This window comes from Micromonospora marina, assembly GCF_900091565.1.
Taxonomy (GTDB): domain Bacteria; phylum Actinomycetota; class Actinomycetes; order Mycobacteriales; family Micromonosporaceae; genus Micromonospora; species Micromonospora marina.
In genome coordinates this window covers 199,959-226,643 of record NZ_FMCV01000004.1, presented here as the reverse complement: position 1 = coordinate 226,643, position 26,685 = coordinate 199,959, and the positions used below count along the sequence as shown (strand labels likewise).

Below are 26,685 nucleotides of genomic sequence, written 5' to 3'. Positions count from 1 at the left end.
GCACAATGCGGTCATGAGCGAACCCGCCGAGTCGTTCACCGACGAGCAGTACGCGTTCCTGCGGCACGTCCGCTTCGGCGAACTGCCGGCCCGGGTACGCCCGGAGGAGCGGATCGAGTCCGCCGAGACCGAGTTCCCGCCGGACCGGCCGGACCCGGTCGGCGGGGAGTCGGAGTGGCACCTGCGCGCGGGCGGCTGACGCGCCCCGGGCACCTGCCCGGACCTCGCCGCCCGCATGGCCAGAAGAGCCCTTGGCCCGCGCCCAGTCGACCTTCCGGTCACTGGCTGCTGTTTTTCCCGCCGGTCCCCCGGGTAGGGGCGCATGCATGAGCGAGGACCAGTTCACCCAGCAGCACCCGGCCGAGCAGTACGGACAGCAGGAGGGCCAGCCGGCGCAGCAGCAGACGCCGCCCGGCAGCGAGCAGCAGATGGGGCCGAAGCCCGACCACGGCGAGGAGTCGTACCGGGGCAGTGACCGGCTCAGCGGCAAGCGGGCGATCATCACCGGTGGCGACTCCGGCATCGGCCGGGCCGTCGCTGTCGCCTTCGCCCGCGAGGGCGCCGACGTCCTGGTCACCTACCTCGGCGACGAGGAGGAGAAGGACGCCCGGGAGACGGTCGCCCTGATCGAGCAGGCCGGGCGCACCGGTGTGGCGGTCCAGTGCGACCTGCGCGAGGAGGCCAACTGCCGCGAGCTGGTCGACCGGGCGCTGCGCGACCTCGGCGGCGTCGACATCCTGGTCAACAACGCCGCTTACCAGATGTCGCAGGACAACGGCCTGCTCGACATCACCACCGAGCAGTTCGACCGGGTCTTCAAGACCAACGTGTACGCCATGTTCTGGCTCTGCAAGTTCGCCGTGCCGCACATGAAGGACGGCTCGACGATCATCAACACCTCGTCGATCCAGGCGTTCGACCCGTCGCCGCAGCTGCTCGACTACGCCACCACAAAGGCCGCCATCGCCAACTTCACCAAGGCGCTCGCGCAGAACCTGGCCGAGCGTGGCATCCGGGTCAACGCGGTCGCGCCCGGCCCGATCTGGACGCCGCTGATCCCGGCCACCATGCCGGAGGAGAAGGTGAAGCAGTTCGGCACCGACACGCCGCTGGGCCGTCCCGGTCAGCCGGCCGAGCTGGCGCCCGCGTACGTCTACTTCGCCTCGCAGGAGTCCAGCTACGTCACCGGCGAGATCCTCGGCGTCACGGGTGGCCGCCCGACGAAGTGAGCGCCCGACCGGTCCCCGCCCTCGGTCGTCTGGTTCCGCCGCTCAGCGGGGCCAGGCGGCCATCCGGCGGCGCACCTCGGCGATGCGCGGCGCGTCCAGGCCGTAGCGGGTGAACCGGCGGTCGGCCAGCCCGTCCAGGTAGCGGCCCGCGGCGCGCACGTCTTCGTCGTCGAGCGCCGGGTCGACCTGCCGGGCCAGCTCCAGCAACTCGGCGACCGTGTACCGGTCCAGCGCGGCGGAGACGTCGATGTAGTCGCGTACCTCCCGCCGGTTCACCAGCGCGGCGGTCTTGTTGGCGATCAGGTCGCGGACGTCCATCACCGGGCCGAGGTCCATCACCACCGGGCTGCGGTGCCGGTCCAGGCGGGCCAGGCTGAGCCGGATCTGCCGGCCGTCCCGGCTCACCACGAAGTCCCGCAGGTCCCGGTCGAAGCCGTCGAACACCGCACCCAGCCCGCCCGGGTCCACCTCGGCCACCTGGTAGCCGGCCCGCTCCAGCGCCGCGCGCACCCCGTCGGCCGCCGCCGCGGCGGCGCCCTCCACGTCGGCGAACAGGTCGACGTCCTCCGTGGGACGGGTGACCAGGCCGTGTACGGCCCACGCCACCCCGCCGCCGAGCACGAAGCGATGCGGGCCCGCGGCGGCCAGAGCCACCCGGGCCACCTGCCGGTAGAAGTCGTGCGGGTGGGTCACGCCGGGCGCAGGCTCCGGTGCCGGCTCTCCCAGGCCAGGCGTACGCCCCGGGGCAGGTTGAGCAGCGGCCACAGCCTCCGCAACGTGCCCGCGTGGATCAGCTCGCGCAGATCCTCCACCCGGGTCGTCTCGCGCAGCACGTTCTCGTACATCCAGAGCAGTTCGTCCGGTTCGCCCAGGTCGAACGCGCGTTCGCTGCTCCACATCAGGCGTACCGGCAGTTCGACGATGCCGCTCGTGGGGCCGGTGAGCTCGTCGAGGGTGCGCGCCACCACGGCGGGTCGCCCGGGGCGGGCGAGGTACGCGTGGGCGCTGACCGACATGGCATCAGGGTAACCCCTGCCCGGCCCCTTTCCGCCCATCCGTTCCCCGAGCAGCGCCACTTGCCCCGCGCCCGCCGTCCCGCCTCACCCAGTCGATCATGAGGTTACCGGACAAATCGGTCAGCTCACGCCGCCTACCTCATGATCGACGGCCGGGGACACCCGGGCGGCGGAATCGGTGCCGGTGGCGGGGCGTTATACCTGGTGTACGACCGCAGCAGCACCCCGCGCCGGTGAAGGGCGGGCGGCAGGCGCCCGGGAATGATCCCCGGCCCGCGGTCGTTGCACATGTCTCCGGCACCGCCAGCCGGCCCCGCCGCCCCCGGGCGTGATGTGCGGGCCGCGTGAGCAGGACGCCGGCCCCCCCCGAGAGCTTTTCTGAGCGCCTGACGGTGCTCGCACCCGCACCGGCCCCCACCGGTACGGGCGTCGACCCCCGAATGGAGCATTTCTGATGAACACGATCCTGCGTAAGAGCATCCTCGGAATCGCCGGTCTGACCGTCGCCGGTGGCCTCGCCGCCGGCCCCCTGAACCACGACACCAGCAGCACCACCCCGGCGCGGGACGTGGCCGTCACCACCCAGGCCACCGCGAAGCTCGACACCGCCGCGCTGATCCCGCACGGCGTGCAGGGCACCCAGTCCCACATCGAGCTGGGCGACGAGCAGACCGCCAACGTGAAGGCGATCATCGCGGCGACGAAGAAGGCCGGGATGGACGAGCGAGCCGCCGTCGTCTCCATCGCCACCGCGCTGCAGGAGTCGAAGCTGGAGAACCTCGGCCACCTCGGTGACCGCAACGACCACGACTCGCAGGGCCTGTTCCAGCAGCGCCCGTCCTCCGGTTGGGGCACGGTCGAGCAGATCACCGACCCCGAGTACTCCACCCTGGCGTTCCTCAAGGGCCTCAAGCAGGTCGACGGCTGGCGCGACATGCCCCTGACCGTCGCCGCCCAGACCGTCCAGGTGAGCGCCTACCCCGACCACTACGCCCAGTGGGAACAGCAGGCCGCCGACCTCGTCGCCCAGCACTGGAACAGCTGACCCGGCGGTGACCGGGGTCACGACGAACGAGCGGAAGAACCGTGCCCCCGGTACCGTTGTGCAGAGCGTCGGTGTGTCCAGTGTCCCCGGGCCTCACCTAAATTGCCTTCGCGGAATACCGTTCGGCTGGAGCCGCGTCGCGCCACTCGCCGAGAGGCGACATGCACACCGACGCCCAGAGCCGCCCCGGCCCACCGGCCGGGGCGGCTCTGTCTGTCGGCTCGAGTCGCACCCCCCGGACCGCTGGCCTAGGGTTACAGGCAGAGGTGAGCCGTTCTCGACGGAGAGGGGGGTGCGCGGATGGGTCTCAAGACGTTCATCCAGGGGTGGCCGGTCTACCGGCAACTCACCGGCACCGACCCGCTCGGTCGCGGCGCCGCCGCCCAGTCGCCCCGCTCCGCCGGGCTGACCGCCCGCACCGAGACCGCCGACGGCATGGCCCGCTCGGTCTGCCCGTACTGCGCGGTCGGTTGCGGACAGCGGGTCTTCCACTCCGGCGGCCAGGTCACCCAGATCGAGGGCGACCCGGACAGCCCGATCTCGCGTGGCCGGCTCTGCCCGAAGGGCTCGGCCAGCAAGAGCCTGGTGACCAGCCCGCTGCGCCAGACCAAGGTCCGCTACCGCCGGCCGTACGCGACCGAGTGGGAAGACCTGGACCTCGACGTCGCGCTCGACATGATCGCCGACCGGATCCTCGCCGCCCGAGCGGAGACCTGGGAGGACGTCGACGAGCAGGGCCGCCCGCTGAACCGGACGCTGGGCATCTCCAGCCTCGGCGGCGCGACGCTGGACAACGAGGAGAACTACCTCATCAAGAAGCTGTTCACGGCGATGGGGGCACTCCAGATCGAGAACCAGGCCCGGATTTGACACTCCGCCACCGTCCCCGGTCTGGGGACCAGCTTCGGTCGCGGCGGCGCCACGGACTTCCAGCAGGATCTCGCCAACGCTGACGTCATCGTCATCCAGGGCTCCAACATGGCCGAGGCCCACCCGGTGGGCTTCCAGTGGGTGATGGAGGCGAAGAAACGAGGCGCGAAGGTCTTCCACGTCGACCCGCGGTTCACGCGCACCAGCGCGCTCGCCGACACGTACCTGCCGATCCGGGCGGGCACGGACATCGCGCTGCTCGGCGGCGTGGTGCGCTACATCCTGGAGAACCAGCTCGACTTCCGGGAGTACGTGCTGGCGTACACCAACGCGGCCAACATCGTCAGCGAACAGTTCGCCGACACCGAGGACCTGGACGGCCTGTTCTCCGGCTACAACCCGGACACCGGCTCGTACGACCACGCGAGCTGGCAGTACGACGGCCAGGAGGGCAACGCCACGGTCCGGGGCACCGGCAAGGAACGCGACTCGGCCTCCGGGCTGGAGCACGAGTCGCACGGCGAGCCGGTGCCGGCGCGGGCGCCACGTGACGAGACGTTGCAGCATCCGCGCTGCGTCTACCAGATCCTGAAGCGGCACTTCTCCCGCTACACCCCGGAGATGGTGGCCCGCGTGTGCGGTATCCCGGAGGAGAGGTTCCTCGAACTGGCGCGCGCCTGGACGGAGAACTCGGGCCGGGAGCGTACCGGCGCGCTCGTCTACTCGGTCGGCTGGACGCAGCACAGCGTCGGCGTGCAGTACATCCGCACCGGCTCGATCATCCAGACGCTGCTGGGCAACATGGGCCGCCCGGGCGGCGGCATCCTGGCGCTGCGCGGGCACGCCAGCATCCAGGGCTCCACCGACATCCCGACGCTGTTCAACCTGCTGCCCGGCTACCTGCCGATGCCGCACCACGCGGACCACCCGACGTTCGACGAGTGGGTGGACAGCATCCGGCACCCGGGCCAGAAGGGCTTCTGGGGCGACTCGCGGGCCTTCGCGGCGAGCCTGCTCAAGGCGTACTGGGGTGACGCGGCGACGCCGGAGAACGACTTCTGCTACGGGTACATGCCCCGGATGACCGGCGACCACGGCACGTACCAGCAGGTCCTGAACATGATCGACGGCAGAGTGAAGGGCTACTTCCTGCTCGGCCAGAACCCGGCGGTCGGCTCGGCGCACGGCCGGGCCCAGCGCCTGGGCATGGCCAACCTGGACTGGCTCGTCGTCCGCGACCTGTTCATGATCGAGAGCGCGACGTTCTGGAAGAACGGCCCGGAGGTCGCCACCGGCGAGATCGTGCCGGAGGAGTGCCGCACCGAGGTGTTCTTCCTGCCGGCGGCCTCGCACGTGGAGAAGGAAGGCACGTTCACCCAGACGCAGCGGCTGTTGCAGTGGCGGGAGAAGGCGGTCGACGCGCCGGGCGACGCCCGCTCCGAGCTGTGGTTCTTCTACCACCTCGGCCGGGTGCTGCGGGAGAAACTGGCCGGCTCCACGCAGCGCCGCGACCGCGCGCTGCTGGACCTGGCCTGGGACTACCCGACGCACGGCCCGCACGCGGAGCCGAGCGCCGAGGCGGTGCTCAAGGAGATCAACGGGTACGAGGTGGCGACCGGCCGCCCGCTGGGCGTCTTCACCGAGGCCCGTGACGACGGCTCGACGGCGATCGGCTGCTGGATCTACTCCGGCGTCTACGCCGACGGGGTGAACCAGGCGGCCCGCCGCCGGCCCCGGCACGAGCAGGACTGGGTGGCGGCCGAGTGGGGCTGGGCGTGGCCGGCGAACCGGCGCACGCTGTACAACCGCGCCTCCGCCGACCCGGACGGCCGGCCGTGGAGCGAGCGCAAGAAGTACGTCTGGTGGGATCCGGACGCCGGCGAGTGGACCGGCTACGACGTGCCGGACTTCGAGAAGACGAAGCCGCCGTCGTACCGGCCGCCGGAGGGCGCCTCCGGCCCGGCCGCGCTCGCCGGTGACGACCCGTTCATCATGCAGGGCGACGGCAAGGCGTGGCTGTACGCGCCGGGCGGCGTCCTCGACGGCCCGCTGCCCACGCACTACGAGCCGGCCGAGTCGCCGATGCGCAACCCGCTCTACGGCCAGCAGGCCAACCCGACCCGCAAGATCTACGAGCATCCGATCAACCGGATGAACCCGAGCCCGCCGGAGCCGCACAGCCAGGTCTTCCCGTACGTGTTCACGGTCAGCCGCCTCACCGAGCACCACACGGCCGGCGGGATGAGCCGTACCGTGCCGCGCCTGGCCGAGCTGCAACCGGAGATGTTCGTCGAGGTGTCCCCGGAACTCGCCGGCGAGGTCGGGCTGGCCCATCTGGGCTGGGCGCACCTGATCAGCGGCCGCGCGGTGATCGAGGCGCGGGTGCTGGTCACCGACCGGCTCACCCCGCTGCGGGTGGACGGCCGGATCATCCACCAGGTCTGGCTGCCGTACCACTTCGGCACCGAGGGCCTGGTGACCGGCGACTCGGCGAACGACCTGTTCGGCATCACGCTGGACCCGAACGTCCTCATCCAGGAGAGCAAGGTCGGCACCTGTGACATCCGGCCCGGGCGGCGGCCCACCGGCCCGTCGCTGCTCGACCTGGTCGGCGACTACCAGCGGCGGGCCGGGATGACGCCGGACCGCAAGGTGCCGGTGGTGACCACCGACGCGGCCGGCGGGGACGACGCCGCCGGCAGCACCGACGAGCAGTCGGCCGCCGCGCACCAGGACGGGGAACCGCATGCCTGACGCCAACAGCCTGTACGGCCCGCTCGACCCGGCACCGGACGCGGGCTGGGTCTCCGCGCCGCCCCGGATGGGCTTCTTCACCGACACCAGCGTCTGCATCGGCTGCAAGGCGTGCGAGGTGGCCTGCAAGGAGTGGAACGGCGTCCCCGACTCGGGTTTCGACCTGCTCGGCATGTCGTACGACAACACCGGCGCGCTGACCGCGAACTCGTGGCGGCACGTCGCGTTCATCGAGCAGCCCCGCCCGGCCGGGCACCGCACGCCGCCGTTCGCCGGTGACCCGACCGGCCCGGCGACCAGCCCGGCGTCGGCGACGGCCGGCGCGGTGACGGCCGCGGACACCGGGACGAACCCCGGTCTGCCGCCGGGGCAGCCGGAGGCGGCGGCTCTGATGGCCGCCGGTCCGGAGTTCCTCGGCATGCCCGGTGCCCGGCCGCCCGGGCGGGGCACGGGCGCGGAGAGCCGAACGGACTTCCGCTGGCTGATGATGTCCGACGTGTGCAAGCACTGCACGCACGCGGCCTGCCTGGACGTGTGCCCGACCGGTTCGCTGTTCCGCACCGAGTTCGGCACCGTGGTGGTGCAGGAGGACATCTGCAACGGCTGCGGGTACTGCATCTCCGCCTGCCCGTACGGCGTGATCGACCAGCGCAAGGACGACGGCCGGGCGTGGAAGTGCACGCTGTGCTACGACCGGATCGGCGCGGGCATGACGCCCGCCTGCGCGCAGGCGTGCCCGACCGAGTCGATCCAGTACGGCCCGCTCGACGAGTTGCGGGAGCGCGCCGCCCGGCGGGTCACCGCGCTGCACGAGCGAGGGGTGCCGGAGGCGCGGCTGTACGGCCACGACCCGACCGACGGCGTCGGCGGCGACGGCGCGTTCTTCCTGCTGCTGGACTCACCCGAGGTCTACGGGCTGCCGCCGGACCCGGTGGTCACCACCCGGGATCTGCCGAAGATGTGGAAGCGGGCCGGGCTGGCCGCCCTGGCCATGGCGGCGGCTGCCGTCGCCGCGTTCGCCGGAGGATCGTCGTGAGCCCGGACCGCCCGGTCGGTGACCTGTTCCGCCGCTTCCGCGAGCGCCCGGCCGCCGGACGCGTCAACGGTTCCGCCACCGGACGCGACGCCGGCCTCGCCCCGCACCCGTCCCGCGACGCGGCACCGCGCCGGGGCGGCAGGGGCGGCGGGGAGCAGCTCAACGTCCCGCCGGCCGAGTTCACCTCCTACTACGGCCGGCCCGTCCTCAAGCCGCCGGTGTGGCGGTGGGACGTCGCCGCGTACCTGTTCACCGGCGGTCTCGCCGCCGGGTCGTCGCTGCTGGCGGCGGGCGGGCAGCTCACCGGCCGGCCGGCACTGCGCCGGGCCGGCCGGGTCAGCGCGCTCGCGGCGGTCGGCGCCAGCACGTACTTCCTGGTGAACGACCTGGGGCGGCCGTCACGCTTCCACCACATGCTGCGGGTGGCGAAGGTGACCTCACCGATGTCGGTGGGCACCTGGATCCTCAGCGTGTTCGGCCCGGCCGCCGGGGTCGCGGCGGTGGCCGAGGCGGCGCCGCTGCTGCCCGACCGTGGCGTGCTGGGGTTCGGCCGCCGGCTGCTGCCCCCGGCCGGGCATGCCGCCGGTGTGGTCGCCGCCGTCACCGCGCCGGCGCTGGCCACGTACACCGGGGTGCTGCTGGCGGACACGGCGGTGCCGTCGTGGCACGAGGCGTACCCGGAACTGCCCGCCATCTTCGCGGGCAGCGCGCTGGCCAGCGGAGCCGGTGTCGGGCTGGTGGCCGCGCCCGGCGCGCAGGCCGGCCCGGCGCGGCGCCTCGCGGTCGCGGGCGCGGCGATGGAGCTGTGGGGTTCGCACCGGGTGGAGAACCGGCTCGGCCTGCTCAGCGAGCCCTACACGCAGGGCACACCCGGGAAGCTGCTGCGCGCCGGCCGGGCGCTGACCGCCGCCGGTGTGGCGGGCGCGCTGCTCGGCCGCCGCAGCCGGGTGCTGTCCGCGCTATCCGGTGGCGCGCTGATCGCCGCGTCGGTGTGCACCCGGTTCGGCATCTTCCACGGCGGGGTCGCCTCGGCGCGCGATCCGCGGTACACGGTGGTGCCGCAGCGCGAACGCGCCGACCGGCGGGCCGCCGGCCAGGACTGACACCTCCCCGGGCGGGCCCTCCGTCCGCTGTGGTTGACTGCTGCGTGGAGGCGTTCAGGCGGCTGGTGCCCCTCCCGGTCTTCAAAACCGGTGTGGTCCGGGATCCGGGCCAGGCGGGTTCGATTCCCGTCCGTCTCCGCCAGGAACCGTTCCCGGGAGTCCGCCGATGCGTGAGGTCGACCCGCGACGGCGGGTGCCGCGCACCGACGCGCTGCTCGCCGATCCCGCGCTGGCCGCCGCCGCCGGCACGCTCGGCCGCGACCGGGTCAAGGCCGCGATCGTCCGCGCGCAGGACCGCGCCCGCCGCGGCGAGCTGACGCCCGATGAGGTACGCGACGCGGCGCTGGCGGACCTGCCCGGTCGTACGCCGCGCGCGGTGCTCAACGCCACCGGCGTCGTGCTGCACACCAACCTGGGCCGCGCCCCGCTCGCCCCGTCCGCCGTGGACGCCCTGGTCGCCGCCGCCGGGCACACCGACGTGGAGCTGGACCTGCGGACCGGGCGGCGGGCCCGCCGCGGCCGGGAGGCGCTCGACGCGCTCGCCGCGGCGGTGCCCGACGCCGGGGCGGTGCACGTGGTGAACAACGGCGCCGCCGCGCTGGCGCTGGCCGCGACCGCGCTGGCCGCCGGCCGGGAGATCGTGGTCAGCCGCGGCGAACTGGTCGAGATCGGCGACGGGTTCCGCCTGCCCGACCTGCTGGCCAGCACCGGCGCCCGGCTGCGCGAGGTGGGCACCACGAATCGCACCACGCGCGCCGACTACGAGGCCGCGATCGGCGAGCGGACCGGGTTCGTGCTGAAGGTGCACCCGTCGAACTTCGTGGTCAGCGGCTTCACCTCCGCGGTGCCGGTGGCCGAGCTGGCCACACTCGGCGTGCCGGTGGTGGCCGACATCGGCTCCGGCCTGCTCGCGCCGGACCCGCTGCTGCCCGCCGAGCCGGACGCCGCGACCACGTTGCGGGCGGGCGCGCACCTGGTCACCGCCAGCGGCGACAAGCTGCTCGGCGGCCCGCAGGCCGGTCTGCTGCTCGGCGACGCCGACCTGGTGCACCGGCTGCGCCGGCACCCCCTCGCCCGAGCGCTGCGGGTGGACAAGCTCACCCTCGCCGCGCTCGCCGCCACCCTGTACGCGCCGGCCACGCCCACCGGGGACGCGCTGCACGCCGACCCGGCCCGGCTGCGGAAGCGGCTGGAACGGCTGCGTGACCGGCTCGGCGAGGACGGCTGCAAGGCCGAGGTGGTGCCCAGCGTCGCCGTCGTCGGCGGCGGTGGGGCACCCGGCGTGGAGCTGGACTCGTGGGCGCTGAGCCTGCCCGAGCGGTACGCGCAGCCGCTGCGCACCGGCGACCCGGCGATCCTCGGCCGGGTGCTGCACGGCCGGGTCCTGCTGGACCTGCGTGCCGTGCCGGAGGGCGCCGACGACCGGGTCCGCGCGGCCGTGCTGAACGTGGGGGACTGACCGGCATGTGGGTGGTGGCGACCGCCGGGCACGTCGACCACGGCAAGTCCACGCTGGTGCGGGCGCTGACCGGGATGGAACCGGACCGGTGGGCGGAGGAACGCCGCCGGGGCATGACCATCGACCTCGGCTTCGCCTGGACCACGCTGCCGTCGGGCGGCACGATCGCCTTCGTCGACGTGCCGGGGCACGAGCGGTTCGTGCCGAACATGCTCGCCGGTGTCGGCCCGGTACCGGCCGCGCTGATCGTGGTGGCCGCCGACGAGGGCTGGATGCCGCAGTCCGCGGAGCACCTGGCCGCGCTGGACGCGCTGGGTGTGTCGTACGGGCTGCTGGCGGTGACCCGCGCGGACCTGGCCGACCCCGGCCCGGCGGCCGCGCGCGCCCGTCGAGAGATCGCCGCGACGTCGCTGGGCGCTGTGGAGGCGGTGCCGGTCTCCGCGGTCACCGGCGCCGGGCTGCCCGAGCTGCGCGCCGCACTGGACCGCCTGACCGCCCGCCTGCCCGACCCGGCCCGGGACGCGCCGGTGCGGCTGTGGGTGGATCGGGCGTTCACCGTGCGCGGCAGCGGCACTGTGGTCACCGGCACGCTCGGCGGCGGCCGGCTGCGTGCCGACGACGAGCTGGAGCTGGCCGCCACCGGCGAGACGCTGCGGGTACGCGGGCTGCACTCGCTCGGCACCGCACGCACCGCTGTCGAGGCGGTGGCCCGGGTCGCGGTGAACCTGCGCGGCCTGTCCCGCGACCGGGTCGGGCGCGGCGACGCGCTGCTCACGCCTGGCCGGTTCGGACGCACCGACCTGCTCGACGTGCGGCTGTCCGGTGACCCGGCCGCCGACCTGCCGGCCGCGCTCACCCTGCACGCGGGCTCGGCGGCGGTGCCCGCCCGGGTCCGGCCGCTGGGCCCGGACACGGTACGACTGCGCCTGGCCCGCCCGCTGCCGCTGCTGGTCGGGGACCGGGCGTTGCTGCGCGACCCCGGCCGGCACCACGTGGCGGGCGGCGTGACGGTGCTGGACGTCGACCCGCCGCCGCTGCGCCGCCGGGGGGCGGCAGCAGCCCGCGCGGCGGTGCTGGCCGGCCTGGACGGGCGGCCGGACCTGGCCGGGGAGCTGCGCCGCCGGCGGCTGGTCCGGGCCGGTGACCTGACCCGGATGGGTGTGCCGCCGGCCGGAACGCCGGTGGCCGGGCAGTGGCTGGCCGACCCGGAGCACTGGCGGGATCTGGGCCGTCGCCTCACCGCGGAGGTGACCCGGTACGCCAGCGAGCATCCGCTCGCCGCGGGCGTACCCGTCGACGTGCTGCGGCACCGGCTCGACCTGCCCGAGCGCGCCCTGGTCACGGCGCTGCTGCGCCCGCCGCTGCGGCTGCGCGACGGCCTGGTCACCGCCGCCGGGCAGGGGACACTGCCGGATCCGGTGGCCCGGGCGGTGGACCGGGTCCGGGCCGAGTACGGCGACCGGCCGTTCCAGGCCCCCGAGGCGCACCACCTGGCCGACCTCGGCCTGGGCCCCCGCGAGATCGGCGCCGCGGTCCGGGCCGGTGTGCTGCTGAGGCTGGCCGAGAACGTGGTGCTGTTACCCGGCGCCCCGGACGACGCGGTGCGGGTGCTCGCCGGGCTGCCGCAGCCGTTCACGCTCAGCGCCGCCCGGCAGGCGCTCGGCACCACCCGCCGGGTGGCGGTGCCGCTGTTGGAACTGCTCGACCGGCGGGGCGCCACGCGGCGGCTGCCCGACGACGCCCGCGAGGTGGTCCGCCCGCCGGGCTGAGCCAACCGGCGCCACCGGCCCGTGCCGGTCACCTACCGTGACGCCATGGACCCTTCCGCGGTCTGGCGGGACAAGAACCACAAGTGGCGGATCGAGGCGTACCGGGCCCCGGACCTGCGCTTCGCGATCTTCGCCACGAACGGCCCCACCGAGTCGGCGCCGCTGTGGCTGTTCGGGATGGCCGCGCTGGCCCGCTGGCTGATGACCCACGCGATCTCGCTGGACGACCTGGAGACCGACTGATGGGCGCGCAGCCGCCCCCAAGCGGCTGGCCGTGCAGACCGCGGGCGACCGGGCCCGCCCACCGGTGCTGCTGCCCGGGACGCTGCCGGTGGCCGACGCGATGCGGCAGCTGCGCCAGCGGCGCGGGCAGCTCGCCCTGGTTCGTACGCCGGACTGACACCCGGACGGGGGACAGACGCCCGATCCGGCGTCCCGGCCCGCGCCGCCGGTCGTACGGTGCGGACGTGCGGGACCGTGGAATGCGTGTGTTCATCACCGTGCTGGCCGGGCTGGCCGTGATCTACTTCGGCTTCACCGGAAGCCGCGACAGCGGCGGGGAGGGTGGCGTCTCCGGCGGCGTGGTGCTGCTCGCGCTGCTCGCCTCGCTGCTGGCCTGGAACCTCACCAAGCCCGGCCCGGCCAAGTAGCCACCCCTCAGTGGGCCGTGGCGGCGCTGCGGCTCACCTCGCCCGCCGACTCCTCGCCCAGGGCCACCCGCACCAGCGCCGACGCCAGCCGGCCGAAGTCGGCCTCGCCGACCAGCCCGACCAGGTCACCCGGGCTCGCCGGCAGCCCCAGCCGCCGCGCCCCGGCAAGCGTGCGCCGGTCGGCGTACGGGCGCACGTCCGGCCACACCGACTGCGCCTCCCGCAGGAAGATGTCCGCACCGGTGGGGCCGATGCCGGGGAACCCGGTGAGCAGGCGGCGCAGCACGGCCCGGTCGGCGCCGGCCTCCTCGTGCAGGCGGCGCAGGTCACCGTGCCAGCGGTCCAGGCAGAGCCGCGCGCCGGTGCCGAGCATGGTGGCGGTCCGCTCGTCGTAGCGCCGGTAGTGGCCCCGGCCCAGCGCGTCGACCCGGTCCTGCCAGCTCGCCGCCTCCATCGCCTGCGGGGTGCGGTAGCCGGCCGCGAACAGCTCCCGGGCGGCGGCCACCGCCACCGAGGCCCTGATCCGGGTGCTCAGCAGCGTGGTGAGGACCAGCAACTGGTAGAGCGGGCCGGGCCGGTCCGCGAGGGCGATGCCGGCCTCCTCCGCGTACGTGCGGGACTGCCGGTCCAGCAGGGCGCGCGCGACGTTGCGATCGTCTGGCATCCATCCGGCTTACCCGCCGCGGCCCCGGCCAGACCCCCGGCCGATCCGGAATGCGCCGGGCGGCGACGGGTACGCGGGGCGGGTGCGCGGTCGACGGCCGTGCGCTCCACCGGGAAGGAGAGACCCGTGGTCAAGCCGCAGCAGGAGGAACTGCGCCGGAACGACCTCGGCGGCACCAGCCAGGACAGCCGCAAAACGGCCACCCTGGCGGGCGGCCGTTCGCGAGGCGGTGGTACGTCCAACGCCGACGCGGGACGCCCCGTCCCGAGGGGACAGGTGTCGCCGTACGGCCCGGCCGGTGAGCCGGTGGCCGACGACGAGAGCGACGGCTAGGCGCGAGCCGACGTCGGCCGCAGTCGCCGCCAGGTGGCTGCGGCCGACAGCCCGTACGCCAGGTGCGGGATCAGGTCGGCGACCCAGTCGCTGCGCCGCCAGGTCCGCGGGTCGGTCACCCCGAGCACCGTCATCGAGCCGTCGGTGGTGGCCATCACCCCGCCGCCGAGCAGCACCGTGGCAAGCGGCAACGGGATCCGGCGATCGGCGGCGAGCAGGCCGAACACGGCCCCGGCGGCGACGCCCGTGGCGTATCCGAGCAACGGCCCCAGACCGGAGCGGCGGTTCGCCGCCTCGTCGCCGGGGCCCAGGTCGACGTGCGCGACGTCGGCCAGCCGCCCGGCCACCGACTCCGGGGTGCTGCTGGCCGGCCGGGCCCGCAACGCCATGTCGAGGTACGTGACCGCGTTGAGGACGGCGCTGCCGACGGCGCCCGCGACGGCGCCGTCGGCAACCGCTGCCGATCTCACTTCGGGTCACCCGGTTCCCGGTTGCCCTTGGGGCCGTAGGTCCGTTCGCCCCGGACCACGCCGCGTTGCCCCCGGTCGTCCTGGAGGATCCGGTTGGCGACCTGGTTCGCCTCCTTGTCGGACGCCCGCCCGGACTGCTCGACGAGGTCGCGAAGGCGTGCCCGCTGCTTGTCGTACGCGTTGCTGCCCGGCCGTGGTCCTGGCATCTCTGCCTCCTGCGGATCGGTGTCGGCTGACCGAAGGCGTCTACCCGTCCGGGCCGGGACCAACCGTCGCCTGCACGTCCCCGCCCGGCCGCCGTTCAGTCGGGCGCGCGGACCACCGCGACCGGGCAGGCGGAGTGGTGCAGGACCCCCTGGCTGACCGAGCCGAGCAGCAGCCCGCCCAACTCGCCGCGGCCGTGCCGGCCCACCACGACGAGCTGGGCGTCGCGGGACGCCTCGGTCAGCGCGGCGAGCGGCTTGGCGCGTACCGCCTCGGCGTGCACCGGCAGTTCCGGCCACCGTTCGCCGATCGCGGTGAGCGCATCGGTGAGCACCCGCTCCTCGTCGTCGTCCCGGCCGCGCGGGCGGGCGTGCACCACGTGCAGCGCGGCGTCGCGGTCGTACGCGGTCTCGGCGGCGAACTCGACGGCGTCGCGCGACAGCGCGGAGCCGTCGACGCCGACCACGACCGGGCCGTGGTCACGGGCGGTGCCGCGGGCGATGAGCACCGGGCAGTCGGCGTGTGAGGAGACCTGCACCGCCACCGACCCGACCACGAGCGCGGCGAATCCGCCCAGGCCGCGGTCGCCGAGCACGAGCACGGCGGCGGTGGGGGACTCGCCGAGCAGCACCGCCGCCGCCTCCCCGTCGATGATCTCGCCGGTGACGTGCAGTCCCGGTGCCTCGGTCTCGGCCACGGCGACCGCGTCGGAGACGAGCTGCTCGGCCTGGTGGCGCAGCCCGGCGCCGGGTGGCGACCCGGCCGGCGGGGACACCGGTACGCGCAGCAGCGGCCAGATGAAGCCGTGCACCACCCGCAGCGGGCGGTCGCGCCGCAGCGCCTCCCGGGCCGCCAGGCGCACCGCCCGTGTCGCGGGTTCGGAGCCGTCCACCCCGACCACCACCGCGGCCCCGTTCGCCGAATTCACCAGTGCCTCCTCGTGGTCGGCGCGCTCCCGTGGCCAGTATCGCGGCCCGGGTGGGCGGCCCGGGGCGATACCGCCGGGGTCGCCCGGTGGGTACGCTGGCGTGCAGCGCCCAGGGGGAGGAGCCCCGTCGATGGATCAGCCGGACGGACCGAGCACCGCCCGCATGATCGACTACTGGCTCGGCGGCCGGCACCACCGTCCGGTGGACGTGGCAGCGGCCGCCGCGTTCGAGGCGGCGTACGGGCCCTGCGCGGCGATCTTCCGGTCGCTGCGCGGCTTCCTCGGCCGTACCGTGCGGGCCATGGCAGCCGACGGGATCGACGGCTTCCTGGTCTTCGGTGCAGGCGTGCCCACCTGTGGCAACGTGCACGAGGTCGCACCGGAGGCGACTGTCCTCTACACCGACGTGGAACCGGAGACCGTCCGCCTGGGCCGCAGCCTGCTCGCCGGCAGCGACCGGGCCGGGTACGGCTACGGCGACGCCACCGACATCGGGACCGTGGACCGGGCGCAGCTGCACCGGTTCGTGCCGGGCTGGGGGAGACGACCGGTGGGTGTGGTCTTCCTGGGGCTGGCGGCGTTCCTGGACGACGACACGCTCGCCCGTACGCTCGACGAACTGTACGAGGCGGTCGCGCCCGGCAGCCGGCTGGCGATCGACTTCGACACCGAGGAGCTGGCCGGTCACCCCGAGGCGCTGGCCATGATGGGTCCGAAGTTCCGGATGCGGGCGCCCGAGCGGTTCGCGCCGCTGCTGGGCCGCTGGCGGCCGACCGACGACGGCATCGTGCCGGTGGCCCGGTGGCGGCCGGCTAGCGAGCCTGAGCCGGTGCCGGACGCGTTCCACGGCGCGCTGGCGGTCCGCGCGGCCGGCTGAGGCGTTCTCGTCACGCCCGGCCGAGGCGGGGCGTTCGTTGTCGGCCGACCTTCGTATGATGTTTGCTCTGTAGCAATAGTCGTCATCGGAGGATGAGCATGCCGGAGGCGTCCGGATCGGTGTCGCGTGCCCTGCGCACGGCGCCGCCCGACCAGCTGGCGGAGACCGCGGACGCGGTGCTTCGCCAGACGCTCGGGGCCGCGCGGGCGGAGGTGTTCGTCGCCGACTACCGCGCCAGCGGGCTCTGGCCGGTGCTCGACCCGGACGTGCCCGACGGCGGCCCGCTGCCGGCCCACACCGTGGCGCAGCGCTGTTTCAGCAGCCAGGAACCGGTGCTGGACATCGTCGAGGACGGCCGCTGCCGCGCCTACCTGCCGTTGTCGGTGTGGGGGGAGCGGCTCGGCGTGCTGATGGTGGACCTACCCGGCGATCCGGACGCGGCCACTGTGGAGGCGGTCCGTGACGCCGCCGGGGAACTGGCCGTGGCGATCCGGGCGGCGGACCGGGAGACCGACCGCTACCGGCGCGCCCGGCGACGGGAGCGGCTGAGCATGGCCGCCGAGATGCAGTGGGACCTGCTGCCGGGGCGCAGCGTACGGCTCGGTGACGCGCTGCTCGCCGGGCAGCTCGAACCGGCGTACACGGTGGGCGGCGACCACTTCGACTGGTCGGTGGACGGCGACCGGCTCACGCTCACCGTGCTCAACGGCACCGGCAGCGGGCTGGCCGCGTCGATGCTCACGTCGATGACGGTGAACGCCATGCGCAACGCCCGGCGTTCGGGCGGCAGCCTGGTCGAGCAGGCGGAGCTGGCCTCGGACACCATCTTCTACCAGCACCGGGGAAGCCGGCACGTGGCCACGCTGCTGCTGGAACTGGACAGCCGCCGCGGTGTGATGCGGGCGGTGGATGCCGGCTCACCGCAACTGCTGCGGCTGCGCGGTGGCCGCGTCACGCCGATCGCGCTGGAGCAGCAACTGCCGCTGGGCATGTTCGCCGAGACGCGCTACGACGTGCAGGAGTTCACTCTGGAACCGGGCGATCGACTCTTCGTGGTCAGCGACGGGGTGTACGCGGCGGCGCCCGACGAGCAGGAGCCGTACGGTGTGCGGGCGATGGCGCGCGCGATGCGGTCGACGCGGCTGCAGCCGGCGACCGAGGCAGTTGGTACGGTGATGCGCGAACTGCATGCGTACCATGCCGACGCGGATCTCCGTGACGACGCGGTCGTCGTCTGCCTGGACTGGCGCGGCTCCAGCCGGTCGGACGACGTGACGGGGCAGTGACGGGGGCGGCGGAGCGGACACGAGCGGGACGATCGCAGGGGACAGCGAGTGGAGCGACCTCCGAATCTTGCCGCGGCCATCGAATCGGCTGCGGAGGCGCTCATCGGTGTGCTCGACTCCGCGACCTCCCGGCACACGGTCAGCGTCTCGCCCACCCAGCTGCGGGTGCTGTCGCTGATCGTGTCGCATCCGGACACCAACGTGAACCGGCTGGCCGAGCTGCTGGACGTCGTCCCGTCCTCGGCGAGCCGGCTCTGCGACCGCCTGGAGGCGGTCGGCCTGCTGCGCCGGGTGGCCGACCCGCGCGACCGGCGCGAGGTGCGGCTGATTCCCACCACTGCGGCGGAGACACTGTTGCGCGACCTCCAGGAGAGACGGCACCGGGCGGTGCAGGCCGTGCTGGACCGGATGCCCAACCGGGTGCAGCACGAACTGCTGCTGGCGCTGGTCGCGTTCAGTCAGGCCGCGACCGCCACCGCCCCGCAGGCCGGGTCGGACTCGGCCGCCCGTACCGCCTGACCCGCACTGCCCAGATCGGCCTCCCCTTCCACCGTTCGACTAGTGTCCTAGGATGCCCTAACGGTTGTGACGGTCCCCACCGTGACACCACTGAGCAACGGCGCAGCGGGCAGCCGGGGCAGAACGGCCAGCCCGATATAGTGGCAGCGCAACTGGGCGGCCCGTGACGACGACGGCGGGCCGCATCGGGGAGGTCCCAGCCCGGGATCACAGAGGGCGCCGGCGTCTGACCGGCCGGCAACGCGCACGTCCCTCCAGCGGCCGCTCGTCCGGCTGCCGGACCGTGCTGCGAAGGGAGGTTCGGTGTCGCGTCGGCCGGCTCCAGCGGAGCAACCGGATTCCGGGACCGCCACGGTCATGGGAGATCGCGTCCTCACGCTGCCCAACCTGATCAGCTTCGTCCGGCTCGTCGGCGTGCCGGTCTTCCTCTACCTGTTCCTCGTGGTCCGGGCCGACGTCGCCGCCATCGTGGTGCTCGCCGTCGGTGGCACCAGCGACTGGGTGGACGGCTGGATCGCCCGCCGCCTGGGCCAGGTGAGCCGGCTCGGGGAGTTGCTCGACCCGCTCGCGGACCGCCTCTACATCATCGCCACGCTGTTCGCGTTCACCGCACGCGAGGTGGTGCCGTGGCAGTTCACCGGCGCGCTGCTGGCCCGGGAGCTGCTGCTGCTGGCGTCGCTCGGGGTGCTGCGCCGGTACGGCTACGGCCCGCCGCCGGTGCACTACGTGGGCAAGACCGCGACGTTCCTGCTGCTGGCGGCGTTCCCGATCCTGCTGCTGGCCGACGCCGTGCCGGACGCCGGCACCGCCGCCGGCGCGATCGGCTGGGGGCTGGCCTGGTGGGGTCTGGCCCTCTACTGGGCCGCCGGCACGATGTACGTGGTGCAGGCCGGCCGCCTCGTGCGGACCATGCGGGGGCGTCGTACGGAGGCGGCGGCATGACCACGCCGCAGCCGCGGGACGGGGAGCGCGACCCGTCGACCCGGGTGTACACGCCGGACTTCCTGACCGAGCTGTTCCGCAATCCGCTGGATCCGGGGTACGGCGACGCTGCGGCGCGCCGGGCGACGGGCTCGGTGTCGCGGGTGCGGCAGGTGCTGGGCCGGCCGGTGAGCCTGGTGGTGCTGGCGCTGATCGGTTTCCTGTTCGCGGTGGCGTACCGGGAGACGGTGGCGGAGGAGCCGAGCCGCGCGACGGCGCGGGCGGGTCTGGTCGCCGAGATCAAGGGGCGGGAGGCGGAGACCGACCGGTTGACCGAGCGCGCGGAGCAGTTGCGTGAGGAGGTCGGCCGGCAGCGGGACGCGGCGTTGAGCGGTTCGCAGGCGTCCCGGTTGCGCACGTTGGAGGCGGGAACCGGCCTGGCCCGGGTGCGAGGGGACGGCGTGGTGGTGCGGCTGGCCGACGCGGCGGCGGACCAGGACGGGGTGACCGGTGGGAACGCGGGTCCGTCCCGGGTGCTGTATTCGGATCTGCAGAAGGTCGCGAACGCGTTGTGGGCGGCAGGCGCCGAGGCGGTGGCGGTGAACGGGCAGCGGTTGACGGCGACGTCGACGATCCGGTCGGCGGGTGAGGCGATCCTGGTGGACTACCGGCCGGTGACGGGCCCGTACGAGGTGCAGGCGATCGGGCCGGGGTCGATGCGGGACCGGTTCGACGAGAGCCGGGCGGCGGCGTTGATGCGTGAGGTGGCGCGGACGACGGGTCTGTCGTTCGGGGTGAAGCGGGTCGAGGACCTCACCCTGCCGGCGGCGCCGCAGCCGCGGCTACGCTACGCCGAGCCTTCGGTGAGTCCGAGCGCGCGCCCGTCGCGTTCGGGTGGTGCCGGTTCGTCGAGTCCCGGGTCGTCCGGCCCGGGTGGTTCTTCCAGCCCTTCGGGAGGTGGCCGATGATCGCGGTGCTGGCGTTGCTCGCCGGTGTGGTGCTCGGGGTGTATCTGGACCCCACGGTGCCGGCGGCGTTGCAGCCGTATCTGCCGATCGCGGTGGTGGCCGCGTTGGACGCGGTGTTCGGTGGGGTGCGGGCGAAGCTGGACCGGATCTTCGACGACAAGCAGTTCGTGGTGTCGTTCATTTCGAACGTGCTGGTGGCGGGTCTGATCGTGTACCTGGGTGACCAGTTGGGCGTGGGCGGTCAGTTGTCGACCGGTGTGGTGGTCGTGCTCGGGGTGCGCATCTTCGGAAACGTGGCGGCGATCCGCCGGCACCTGTTCCGGGCGTAGGTTTGTGGCGATGAGCGAGGAACACAGGGAGACGGGTACCGGGTGGCCGAGGCCGGGGGAGCCGGTGCGGCCGTCGGGTCCGGCGGGTGAGCCGGATCCGCGCCCGGAGGCGCCCGATCCGGACGAGTTGAGCCCGTTGGCGCCGGTGCCGGACGAGTCGGCGCCTCCCGCGGAGCGGACGGCGGTGCCGGAGTCCGAGCCGGAGCGGGGCGAGGTGGCCGGTGGGCCGTCGGCGGCGCGGCGGTTCTCGTCGGCGGGTGCGATGATCGCGGTGTTGCTGGCGTTGCTGGGGTTCACGCTGGTGGTGCAGTTCAAGACGACGTCGACGGATCCGACGCTCGCGGCGACGCGGGAGGAGGACCTGGTGCGGATCTCGTCGGATCTGGATTCGCGGGAGCGGCGGCTGCGCCAGGAGATCGAGTTGCTGGAGGAGAGTCAGCGGCAGCTGCGGTCGGGTGAGCAGGGCCGGCAGGCGGCGTTGGAGGAGGCGACGCGGCGGGCGGACGAGCTGGGCATCCTGGCGGGTACGTTGCCGGCGGTGGGTCCGGGTCTTGAGGTGCGGTTCTCGGGGCCGGCGAAGGCGGTGTCGTCGACGCGGATCCTGGACGCGGTGCAGGAGCTGCGGGGTGCGGGCGCGGAGGCGATGCAGATCCAGGGCGCGGACGGTACGGCGGCGCGGATCATCGCGTCGACGTATTTCGTGGACGGGCCCGACGGTGCGCTGGTGGTGGACGGGCGGCGGTTGACGGGTCCGTTCACGATCATGGTGATCGGTGATCCGGCGACGATGCGTACGGCGTTGAACATTCCGGGCGGGGTGGTCGCATCGGTGCGGGACGGCGGCGGTAACGTGACCTCCGAGGATCGTGAGGTTGTGGAGGTTTCGCAGCTGCACGCGCCGATCAAGCTGGACCACGCCCGGCCGGTCTCGTGACCGGTCGCGGCCGCGCCGGTTTCTCCGGTGCACCGATGACGAAGGACGCAGCTGGTGATTCCTGAGGATCTGCGGTACACCGCCGAGCACGAGTGGGTGGTCGGTGGTGACGGTGGTGTCGTCCGCGTCGGTATCACGCATTTCGCGCAGGATGCCCTGGGTGACATCGTGTTCGTGCAGCTGCCGGAGCCCGGTGCGGTGGTGGCGGCGGGTGAGTCGCTGGGCGAGATCGAGTCGACGAAGAGCGTGTCGGAGATCTACGCGCCGATGAGCGGCACGGTGGCGGCGCGCAACGAGGCGTTGGCCGACGCCCCTGAGGTGATCAATACGGATCCGTACGGTGCGGGGTGGTTGGTGGAGATCACTCCGGACGATCCGGCGGCGGTCGAGGGTCTGCTGACCGCTGATGCGTACCGCGAGCTCACCGAGAGCTGAGTTCGTGCTGTTCCGGGCGGCGGCGCGGTTCCGCGCGTCCGGTTGCCCTGCATTTCGGCGCTGGCTAGGCTCGCCCAGTCGACCGAGAACCAATAGTTTGAGCGTCGCGGAATGCGCCTTCCCGGGCACGGGGAGCCAGCCGCCGGGTGTGGTGTTGCCCGGCGGCCAGACCCGCCATTCCCTGACGCCGACCGAACAGATCCGTGAGGTGGTCCCATGACGCGCCCAGACGACGAGTTCCCCCCGCTCGACGTCACTTCGACGCTCAATCTCGGTTCGCTCGACGAAGTGCTGGAGGGGCCGGACACCGATGTGGTGCCGAGCCGGATGTCCGGCTCGTTGCCGCCGGGTATGGCGTTGCTGGTGGTTCGCCGGGGTCCGAATGCGGGTGCCCGGTTCCTGTTGGACCACGATGTGACGACGAGTGGGCGGCACCCGGACAGTGACATCTTCCTGGACGACGTGACGGTGTCGCGCCGGCACGCGGAGTTCCACCGTGACGGTGGGACGTTCACGGTGCGGGATGTGGGCAGCCTGAACGGCACGTATGTGAACCGTGAGCGGGTCGAGGCGGCGACGCTGAGCAACGGTGACGAGGTGCAGATCGGCAAGTTCCGGGTGGTGTTCATCGCCGGTCCGCGCCCGGAGGAGGAGGCCGGCCGGGGGTGAACGAGCCTGCGGCTTCGACGCCGTCCGGGGCGGCGCGGGCGCCTGCGTTGATGAGTATCGGCGAGGTGCTGGCGCAGTTGCGGCCGGAGTTTCCGGACGTGACGATCTCGAAGTTGCGGTTCCTGGAGGCTGAGGGCCTGGTGGAGCCGCAGCGGACGCCGGCGGGTTATCGGAAGTACGGCTGGGACGATGTGGCGCGGTTGCGGTTCGTGTTGACCGCGCAGCGGGATCAGTACCTGCCGTTGCGGGTGATCCGGGAGCAGTTGGCCCAGTGGGACGGGTCTGGTCCGTCGCCGGGGCGGGGGCGGCCGAATCTGGTGGCGGTGGGTCCGGGTGGTGAGGTTCCGGGCCGGGAGCCGGTGGAGTCGTCGGAGGTGCGGCTGGACCGGGCGGGTCTGATCGCCCGTAGTGGTGTGGAGGAGTCGACGCTCGCGGAGTTGGAGCGGCTGGGTGTGCTGGTGCCGGATCCGCCGGGGTGGTACGACGCGGATGCGTTGATCATCGCGAGTGCGGTGGCGGGTCTGGCGGCGTACGGGCTGGAGCCTCGGCATCTGCGGGCGTACCGGTCGGCGGCGGATCGTGAGGTCGGGTTGTTCGCGCAGCTCGTGGCGCCGTTGGCGCGGCAGAGCGATCCGGCGGCGCGGGCCCGGGCGGCTGAGACGGCGCGGGAGTTGGTGGCGTTGTCGCAGCGGTTGCACGCGGCGTTGCTGCGGGTGGGGTTGCGGTCGACGTTGGGCCGGTGAGGTCGGTGCGGAGGGCCGGGTGCGGGTGCGCCCGGCCCTTCGTCGTGGGTGGGCGCGGAAAGATCTGGTGGGTGGAGCGTGTCGTAGGCTTGCCGGGGTATGCCCGTCCGGCGAGGCGTGGTGCACGTAGCGCGTGGGACTCCCGTGTCCTGGTCCGTGTACCGTGCAGGGAAGGGCGCGGTGCAAGGTGACGACGACACGGAGGCGGCGGTGCGCGAGCTGAGCGTGGTCGGAGTTCGGGTGGAGTTGCCCAGCAACCAGCCGATCGTCCTGCTGCGGGAGGTCGAGGGGGACCGCTATCTGCCGATCTGGATCGGCGCGGTCGAGGCGACGGCGATCGCTTACGAGCAGCAGGGGGTCAAGCCGGCTCGGCCGTTGACGCACGATCTTCTGCGGGATGTGCTGACGGCGTTGCAGGCGCCGTTGCGGGCGGTGGAGATCACCGAGTTGAAGGAGAACGTGTTCTACGCGGATCTGCTGCTCGGTGACGGTGTGCGGGTGTCGGCGCGGCCGAGTGACTCGATCGCGTTGGCGTTGCGGGTGGGTGCTCCTATTCGTTGTGCGGAGCAGGTCCTCAGTGAGGCGGGGATCGTGATTCCGGACGAGCAGGAGGACGAGGTGGAGAAGTTCCGGGAGTTCCTGGAGCAGGTGCGTCCGGAGGACTTCGCGGGTTGAGGTGTTCCCGGCCGGGTGGCCGGGGTCGGCGCGGCGGCGGGTGTCACGGTGGTGGCGGCCGGCCGCCGTGTGTGGTTTGTTGCCGGATGGTGGCGCGGCGTGTCGCGGTGTCTCCTGCGGGTGAAGTCCGGGGGGCGGCGTTAGGGTTGCCGTGTCGAGGGGTGCGCGTACGGGGAGTCGACGCGCCGCCGCCACGGACGCGGGGAGGTTGGTCCGGATGCACGAGCCGCGGGATCCTGGTCCGGGTGCGGAGCAGCAGGCGGGTGTGGGGGCCGTTCCGGCTGGTGACGGCGAGGTCGGTTACCGGGGTGTGACCGCGTGTTCTGCGGTGGGGATCAGTTACCGGCAGTTGGACTACTGGGCGCGTACGGCGCTGGTGGTGCCGAGTGTGCGTGACGCGTCGGGTTCGGGGACGTCGCGGTTGTACTCGTTCCGCGACCTGGTGGTGTTGAAGGTCGTGAAGCGGCTGCTGGATGCCGGGGTGTCGTTGCAGAACATCCGTAAGGCGATCGAGGCGTTGCGGTCGCGTGGGGTGGACGATCTGGCGGGTATCACGTTGATCTCCGACGGGACGACTGTGTACGAGTGCCGGTCGCCGGAGGAGGTGGTCGACCTGTTGCAGGGCGGCCAGGGGGTGTTCGGCATCGCGATCGGCGGCGCGTTCAAGGAGATCCAGGGTTCGTTGTCGCATCTGCCGGCGGAGCCGGTGGGTGGGCAGGAGCCGGCCGTTGCGGCGGTGGAGCCGGAGGTGGAGTCGGTGGGTGACGAGCTGGCGGCGCGCCGGGCCCGGCGCCGGGCCGGGTGACCTGCGTCGCGTCTCGTTGACGGGATCGCGCCGCGCCCGAAAAGGGTGCGGCGCGATTCGTGTTTTGGTGACGGGGTGTGGTCCTCGCCTGTGGGTTCAGGCGTTCGGGCGGTGTGGGCCGGGCCGGGTGGAAGTCGGTGCAGGTCGCGGCGCGTGTGCACGTGATGTCCGAAAAGGACGGTACGTGGTGTGCGTTGACGGCTTGTGTGCGTGCGGCTGCGGTGCGTCCACCGGTTCGGGCGGGTTGCTGACTGTCCGTGATCGACGGCTCTCGGGATCGACACAGGGTGGGCGTGAAGTGTCGTTGCGGTCGCGCTATGGTCCGTTCCGGTCGTCGGCGTGTCGGCGTCACGGCGGAACGCTGTGTGACGCCGCGCCGGACGGCGAACCCCTGCCGCGGCGCTGCCCGCGGGCTCCTGGTGGAAGGACCGAGCATGACGGTGACGAGCGAGACCACCCCGATCTCCCATTACGAGCGCATCGGCGGCGCGGCGGCGGTGAAGGCCGCGGTGGAGCTGTTCTACGACAGGGTGCTGGCCGACCCGGATCTGGCCGGCTACTTCGCCGACGTGGACATGGTGGAGCAGCGGCGGCACCTGGCGCTGATGCTGGCGGTGGTGCTGGGTGGCCCGAACGAGTACGCGGGCCGTGGGCTGGCCGAGGCGCACCAGCCGCTGAGCATCACCGGTGAGCACTACGCGAAGGTCGGTGAGCACCTGACCGCGACGCTCGTCGAGCTGGGTGTGCCGGCGGACGTGATCGCCGACGTGCAGGTCGTGCTCGGGCAGGTGCGGGAGCAGGTCGTGTCGGCGGGGGACGCCTGAGCGTGGACGTCGCACGGCTCAAGCAGAGCTGGTCCCTGGCCGCCGCGCACGGCGACCAGGTGCCGCTCTACTTCTATTCGACGCTGTTCCTGGCGCATCCGGAGACCCGGCAGATGTTCCCCACGAACATGGCCGGGCAGCGGGACCGGCTGGTGGCCGCGTTGGGGCATGTGGTGTCCCACGTGGACCAGGTGGACCGGCTGGTCGGGTTCCTGCGGGACCTCGGCGCGGATCACCGGAAGTTCGCGGTGCGCGCCGAGCACTACCCGGCGGTCGGTGAGGCGCTGCTGGCGACGTTGCGGCACTTCTGCGGTGAGGCGTGGACCGAGGAACTGGCCGCTGACTGGGCCGCGGCGTACGGGCTCGTCGCGCGGGTGATGATCGAGGGCGCGCAGGCCGCGGAGTCGCAGTCGCCGCCGTGGTGGGTGGCGGAGGTGCTGACGCACGAGCAGCGCACGTTCGATGTGGCGGTGCTGACGGTGCGCCCGCAGTATCTGTTGCCGTTCACGCCCGGCCAGTCGATCGGGGTGTCGCATCCGGCGGTTCGGTCGTGGCGGTACTACTCGCCGGCGAACGCGCCGCGGCCGGACGGCACGGTGGAGTTGCACGTGCGGGCCGCGCCGGGTGGTGTGGTGTCGTCGCGTCTGGTGTACGGGTGCGCGGCCGGTGACCAGATCCACCTGGCGTCGCCGGTGGGGGACCGGTTGACGTTGTGGCAGGCCGGGTCGTCGGATCTGTTGCTGCTGGCGGGTGGGACCGGCTGGGCGCCGGTGAAGGCGCTCGTGGAGCAGGTCGCGGCGGAGGGTTCGGGCCGGCGGGTGGACCTGTACGTGGGTGCGCGTTCGCGGACGGAGTTCTACGACAGCGAGGCGATCGACAAGCTGGCGGCGACGCATCCGTGGCTGCGGGTGTCGTACGTGGCCGGTGCGGATCCGGCCCGGCCGGGTGAGTCGGTGCGTGTCGCCGACCGGGTGCTGGCCGACGGGGACTGGCGGTCGCGGCACGTGTACGTGTGCGGCTCGGACGAGATGGTGGGTCATTCCGTGGCGGCGTTGAGCGGTGCCGGGTACCAGCCGGGCCAGGTGCATCACGAGGGTTACGGCAAGCACTGGTACGGCCCGGCGTGGCGGACGTTGACGGGGTCTGACGAGTCGGAGGTGGACCGGTGAG

32 protein-coding genes and 1 tRNA gene are annotated in these 26,685 nt (G+C 73.3%); 27 read left to right on the top strand and 6 right to left on the bottom strand.

The window, feature by feature from the left end:
- The first annotated feature begins 13 nt into the window (after positions 1-13).
- Both GA0070215_RS07605 and GA0070215_RS07600 read left to right on the top strand, forming a co-directional pair.
- Positions 14-199: a hypothetical protein gene (locus GA0070215_RS07605; RefSeq protein WP_018784262.1), complete on the top strand. Its 186-nt coding sequence runs from the start codon at positions 14-16 to the stop codon at positions 197-199.
- A gap of 127 nt (positions 200-326) precedes the next feature.
- On the top strand, positions 327-1,229 hold the full coding sequence (locus tag GA0070215_RS07600; RefSeq protein ID WP_018784263.1) for an SDR family oxidoreductase: 903 nt from the start codon (positions 327-329) through the stop codon (positions 1,227-1,229).
- Between the two features lie 42 nt (positions 1,230-1,271).
- On the opposite strand, the gene GA0070215_RS07595 is transcribed toward GA0070215_RS07600, so the two are convergent.
- Together GA0070215_RS07595 and GA0070215_RS07590 are read right to left on the bottom strand one after the other, a co-directional pair.
- Entirely contained in the window at positions 1,272-1,922 is a 651-nt protein-coding gene (locus GA0070215_RS07595; RefSeq protein WP_018784264.1) for a nucleotidyl transferase AbiEii/AbiGii toxin family protein, read from the bottom strand.
- Positions 1,919-2,245, bottom strand: coding sequence for a hypothetical protein (locus GA0070215_RS07590; protein WP_018784265.1), 327 nt, complete (start codon positions 2,243-2,245; stop codon positions 1,919-1,921). The genes GA0070215_RS07595 and GA0070215_RS07590 overlap by 4 nt, the downstream gene beginning before the upstream one ends.
- A 454-nt stretch (positions 2,246-2,699) precedes the next feature.
- On the opposite strand from GA0070215_RS07590, the gene GA0070215_RS07585 reads away from it, so the two are divergent.
- The 10 genes from GA0070215_RS07585 (at position 2,700) to GA0070215_RS07545 (ending at position 12,931) form a co-directional block, all read left to right on the top strand.
- Entirely contained in the window at positions 2,700-3,290 is a 591-nt protein-coding gene (locus GA0070215_RS07585; protein WP_018784266.1) for a hypothetical protein, read from the top strand.
- 300 nt (positions 3,291-3,590) lie between these two features.
- A complete protein-coding gene (gene fdh, locus GA0070215_RS07575) occupies positions 3,591-6,914 on the top strand; it encodes a formate dehydrogenase (RefSeq protein WP_208600300.1) in 3,324 nt (1,107 codons plus the stop codon).
- Positions 6,907-7,950, top strand: coding sequence for a 4Fe-4S dicluster domain-containing protein (locus GA0070215_RS07570; protein WP_091043292.1), 1,044 nt, complete (start codon positions 6,907-6,909; stop codon positions 7,948-7,950). Before fdh ends, GA0070215_RS07570 begins: the two co-directional genes overlap by 8 nt.
- The gene (gene nrfD, locus GA0070215_RS07565) at positions 7,947-9,053 is read left to right on the top strand and encodes an NrfD/PsrC family molybdoenzyme membrane anchor subunit (protein ID WP_091043288.1); all 1,107 of its coding nucleotides are present in this window, start codon (positions 7,947-7,949) and stop codon (positions 9,051-9,053) included. The genes GA0070215_RS07570 and nrfD overlap by 4 nt, the downstream gene beginning before the upstream one ends.
- 46 nt (positions 9,054-9,099) lie before the next feature.
- Positions 9,100-9,195: transfer RNA gene (locus tag GA0070215_RS28375), tRNA-Sec, on the top strand.
- Between the two features lie 24 nt (positions 9,196-9,219).
- Positions 9,220-10,512, top strand: a complete 1,293-nt coding sequence (selA, locus tag GA0070215_RS07560; RefSeq protein WP_018784271.1) for an L-seryl-tRNA(Sec) selenium transferase — start codon at positions 9,220-9,222, stop codon at positions 10,510-10,512.
- Between the two features lie 5 nt (positions 10,513-10,517).
- Complete coding sequence (selB, locus tag GA0070215_RS07555; protein ID WP_091043284.1) at positions 10,518-12,281, top strand: selenocysteine-specific translation elongation factor; 1,764 nt, start codon at positions 10,518-10,520, stop codon at positions 12,279-12,281.
- Positions 12,282-12,326: 45 nt separating this feature from the next.
- The gene (locus GA0070215_RS07550; protein WP_013286387.1) at positions 12,327-12,524 is read left to right on the top strand and encodes a hypothetical protein; all 198 of its coding nucleotides are present in this window, start codon (positions 12,327-12,329) and stop codon (positions 12,522-12,524) included.
- Between the two features lie 31 nt (positions 12,525-12,555).
- Positions 12,556-12,681 (top strand): hypothetical protein, encoded by a 126-nt coding sequence (locus GA0070215_RS29515; protein WP_279616543.1) that lies wholly within the window; start codon positions 12,556-12,558, stop codon positions 12,679-12,681.
- Positions 12,682-12,748: 67 nt separating this feature from the next.
- On the top strand, positions 12,749-12,931 hold the full coding sequence (locus GA0070215_RS07545) for a hypothetical protein (RefSeq protein WP_081635886.1): 183 nt from the start codon (positions 12,749-12,751) through the stop codon (positions 12,929-12,931).
- 7 nt (positions 12,932-12,938) lie between these two features.
- Here GA0070215_RS07545 and GA0070215_RS07540 read toward each other — a convergent pair whose 3' ends face one another.
- Entirely contained in the window at positions 12,939-13,595 is a 657-nt protein-coding gene (locus GA0070215_RS07540; RefSeq protein ID WP_018784276.1) for a hypothetical protein, read from the bottom strand.
- Between the two features lie 126 nt (positions 13,596-13,721).
- Here GA0070215_RS07540 and GA0070215_RS07535 point away from each other — a divergent pair, with 126 nt between their 5' ends.
- Positions 13,722-13,928, top strand: a complete 207-nt coding sequence (locus GA0070215_RS07535) for a hypothetical protein (protein ID WP_091043281.1) — start codon at positions 13,722-13,724, stop codon at positions 13,926-13,928.
- Here the strand turns inward: GA0070215_RS07535 and GA0070215_RS07530 are convergent.
- The 3 genes from GA0070215_RS07530 to GA0070215_RS07520 form a co-directional block, all read right to left on the bottom strand.
- The gene (locus GA0070215_RS07530) at positions 13,925-14,398 is read right to left on the bottom strand and encodes a hypothetical protein (protein WP_091043278.1); all 474 of its coding nucleotides are present in this window, start codon (positions 14,396-14,398) and stop codon (positions 13,925-13,927) included. The genes GA0070215_RS07535 and GA0070215_RS07530 overlap by 4 nt on opposite strands.
- Entirely contained in the window at positions 14,395-14,604 is a 210-nt protein-coding gene (locus tag GA0070215_RS07525; RefSeq protein WP_013286381.1) for a hypothetical protein, read from the bottom strand. The genes GA0070215_RS07530 and GA0070215_RS07525 overlap by 4 nt, the downstream gene beginning before the upstream one ends.
- 95 nt (positions 14,605-14,699) lie before the next feature.
- Positions 14,700-15,530, bottom strand: a complete 831-nt coding sequence (locus GA0070215_RS07520; RefSeq protein ID WP_091043274.1) for a universal stress protein — start codon at positions 15,528-15,530, stop codon at positions 14,700-14,702.
- Positions 15,531-15,660: 130 nt separating this feature from the next.
- On the opposite strand from GA0070215_RS07520, the gene GA0070215_RS07515 reads away from it, so the two are divergent.
- From GA0070215_RS07515 to GA0070215_RS07450, 14 genes are all read left to right on the top strand, one after another.
- Entirely contained in the window at positions 15,661-16,407 is a 747-nt protein-coding gene (locus tag GA0070215_RS07515; RefSeq protein WP_091043271.1) for an SAM-dependent methyltransferase, read from the top strand.
- A 98-nt stretch (positions 16,408-16,505) separates the two neighbouring features.
- The gene (locus tag GA0070215_RS07510; protein WP_018784282.1) at positions 16,506-17,693 is read left to right on the top strand and encodes a PP2C family protein-serine/threonine phosphatase; all 1,188 of its coding nucleotides are present in this window, start codon (positions 16,506-16,508) and stop codon (positions 17,691-17,693) included.
- Positions 17,694-17,741: 48 nt separating this feature from the next.
- On the top strand, positions 17,742-18,212 hold the full coding sequence (locus tag GA0070215_RS07505; protein WP_091043268.1) for a MarR family transcriptional regulator: 471 nt from the start codon (positions 17,742-17,744) through the stop codon (positions 18,210-18,212).
- Between the two features lie 303 nt (positions 18,213-18,515).
- Positions 18,516-19,154 carry a cardiolipin synthase ClsA gene (clsA, locus tag GA0070215_RS07500; RefSeq protein ID WP_026267614.1) on the top strand — a complete coding sequence of 213 codons (639 nt, stop codon included), beginning with the start codon at positions 18,516-18,518 and terminating at the stop codon, positions 19,152-19,154.
- Complete coding sequence (locus tag GA0070215_RS07495) at positions 19,151-20,101, top strand: DUF881 domain-containing protein (RefSeq protein WP_091043265.1); 951 nt, start codon at positions 19,151-19,153, stop codon at positions 20,099-20,101. The genes clsA and GA0070215_RS07495 overlap by 4 nt, the downstream gene beginning before the upstream one ends.
- Entirely contained in the window at positions 20,098-20,430 is a 333-nt protein-coding gene (locus GA0070215_RS07490) for a small basic family protein (RefSeq protein WP_007071104.1), read from the top strand. Before GA0070215_RS07495 ends, GA0070215_RS07490 begins: the two co-directional genes overlap by 4 nt.
- A 10-nt stretch (positions 20,431-20,440) precedes the next feature.
- Positions 20,441-21,364 (top strand): DUF881 domain-containing protein, encoded by a 924-nt coding sequence (locus GA0070215_RS07485; RefSeq protein ID WP_091043261.1) that lies wholly within the window; start codon positions 20,441-20,443, stop codon positions 21,362-21,364.
- 54 nt (positions 21,365-21,418) lie between these two features.
- Entirely contained in the window at positions 21,419-21,799 is a 381-nt protein-coding gene (gene gcvH / locus GA0070215_RS07480) for a glycine cleavage system protein GcvH (RefSeq protein WP_091043258.1), read from the top strand.
- 216 nt (positions 21,800-22,015) lie between these two features.
- Positions 22,016-22,468 carry an oxoglutarate dehydrogenase inhibitor Odhl gene (odhI, locus tag GA0070215_RS07475; protein WP_007071101.1) on the top strand — a complete coding sequence of 151 codons (453 nt, stop codon included), beginning with the start codon at positions 22,016-22,018 and terminating at the stop codon, positions 22,466-22,468.
- A gap of 50 nt (positions 22,469-22,518) precedes the next feature.
- Complete coding sequence (gene ftsR, locus GA0070215_RS07470) at positions 22,519-23,211, top strand: transcriptional regulator FtsR (RefSeq protein ID WP_208600299.1); 693 nt, start codon at positions 22,519-22,521, stop codon at positions 23,209-23,211.
- Between the two features lie 210 nt (positions 23,212-23,421).
- Positions 23,422-23,886, top strand: a complete 465-nt coding sequence (locus GA0070215_RS07465; RefSeq protein ID WP_036311069.1) for a bifunctional nuclease family protein — start codon at positions 23,422-23,424, stop codon at positions 23,884-23,886.
- A gap of 217 nt (positions 23,887-24,103) precedes the next feature.
- On the top strand, positions 24,104-24,691 hold the full coding sequence (locus tag GA0070215_RS07460) for a MerR family transcriptional regulator (RefSeq protein ID WP_026267616.1): 588 nt from the start codon (positions 24,104-24,106) through the stop codon (positions 24,689-24,691).
- A gap of 434 nt (positions 24,692-25,125) precedes the next feature.
- A complete protein-coding gene (locus GA0070215_RS07455; protein ID WP_018784291.1) occupies positions 25,126-25,515 on the top strand; it encodes a group I truncated hemoglobin in 390 nt (129 codons plus the stop codon).
- 2 nt (positions 25,516-25,517) lie between these two features.
- The gene (locus tag GA0070215_RS07450; RefSeq protein WP_091043248.1) at positions 25,518-26,684 is read left to right on the top strand and encodes a globin domain-containing protein; all 1,167 of its coding nucleotides are present in this window, start codon (positions 25,518-25,520) and stop codon (positions 26,682-26,684) included.
- Position 26,685 lies beyond the last annotated feature (1 nt).